At 45.0% G+C, this 1,476-nt stretch carries 2 protein-coding genes; both read left to right on the top strand.

Translation table 11 applies throughout. The features are described 5' to 3' along the window. On the top strand, window positions 1-1,162 hold a 1,162-nt coding region (locus AC0QT4_RS09080; RefSeq protein WP_473201341.1), incomplete at its 5' end, for a phage tail sheath family protein. Continuing rightward, window positions 1,162-1,476, top strand: a 315-nt coding sequence (locus tag AC0QT4_RS09075) for a phage major tail tube protein (protein WP_473201340.1), incomplete at its 3' end; no start/stop codon positions are given. The genes AC0QT4_RS09080 and AC0QT4_RS09075, both read left to right, overlap by 1 nt.

Below are 1,476 nucleotides of genomic sequence, written 5' to 3'. Positions count from 1 at the left end.
CATTTTCAAGCAAGTGGGTGCCATTGTTGTTGTCGTGCGTGTGCAAGAAGGTGATAACGAAAATGCAACACTGACCAATGTTCTTGGCGGTGTGAATGCCAATGGTGCTTATGAAGGTGTGCATGCTTTGATTGGAGCACAATCCCTTCTTGGACAAACACCACGCATTCTGATTGCTCCAGGCTTTACCCATAAACGCCCTGTTAGCCTTAGCAAGATTGAGGTCACCAACAAAGGCAGTGGTTATACCCAAGCAACTGTTAAAATTGCCGGCGGTGCAAAAGCAGAAGCAATCATCGCCAATGGGCAAGTAACCTCAATTGTGATCAAGGACAATGGCTTTGATTATCAAACCGCCCCCAATGTAACGATTGAAGGTGATGGCACTGGTGCAACAGCGAAAGCCGAAATCAGTGTAACCTCGAATCCTGTAGCAGCAGAGTTGATTGGCATTGCTGAGCGGCTCCGCGCTATTGTAATCATTGATGCACCAAATACAACCGACGAAGCAGCTCTTAGTGCAGCAAAGGATTTTGATTCAAAACGCGCCATCATCGTTGATCCTTTTGTAAAGATAAATCGTAATGGAGAAATCCTAGAACAGCCCGCAAGTGCAGCAGTTGCGGGTATCATCGCCAAAACAGATTTCACACATGGTTTTTGGCATTCCCCTTCAAACAAAGTGATCAATGGCATTGTAGGGATTGCCCGCCCTATTGATTTTTCCATTGGTGACAGATCAAGCCGTGCCAACCTTCTCAATGAACAAAACATCACAACAATTATTCGCGAAAATGGTTATCGTCTTTGGGGAAACCGCACCCTTTCAAGTGATACAAAATTTGCTTTCTTATCCGTTGTGAGAACCGCGGATATGATTAATGACGCCATCTTGCGTGGGCATATGTGGGCGGTCGACCGCAATATCAAAAAAACCTACATGAGTGATGTGAGTGAAAGCGTCAATGCCTATTTGCGTGATTTAAAAGCGCAAGGCGCCATTCTTGGTGGGCAATGCACCCCTGATCCAGAGTTAAACACGGCAAGCGCCATTGAGAGCGGCAGAGTCTATTTCAATGTTGAATTTACACCAACAACACCAGCAGAACATATCACATTCCGTTCACGCATCATCAATGATTACCTAGAGGAGATTTTTTAATGACTGTACCTGTTTTACCAAGAGTTCTAAAATATTTTAACATTTTTGTTGATGGCATTCCCTATCAGGCAAAATGCGAAAGCGTGACACTGCCAAATTTAAGTTTGGTTGTTGAAAGCTATCGCGGCGGCGGCATGGATAGCTCTATTGAGGTTGATCTTGGGCTTGAAACACTCATCCTCACTATGACCATTTCTGATTGCTCTCCAGAACTGATGGCACTGTTAGGGCGATCCGATGTGAACATTTCATTGCGAAGTTCAATGCAAGCACAAGGCACACCAGCAGAAGGTGTTGTCATCACCATGAGAGGT

This window comes from Bartonella sp. EBT8 (genome assembly GCF_055796165.1).
Note: the sequence above shows the minus strand (reverse complement) of the source record. Positions and strands in the feature narration are given on the sequence as shown.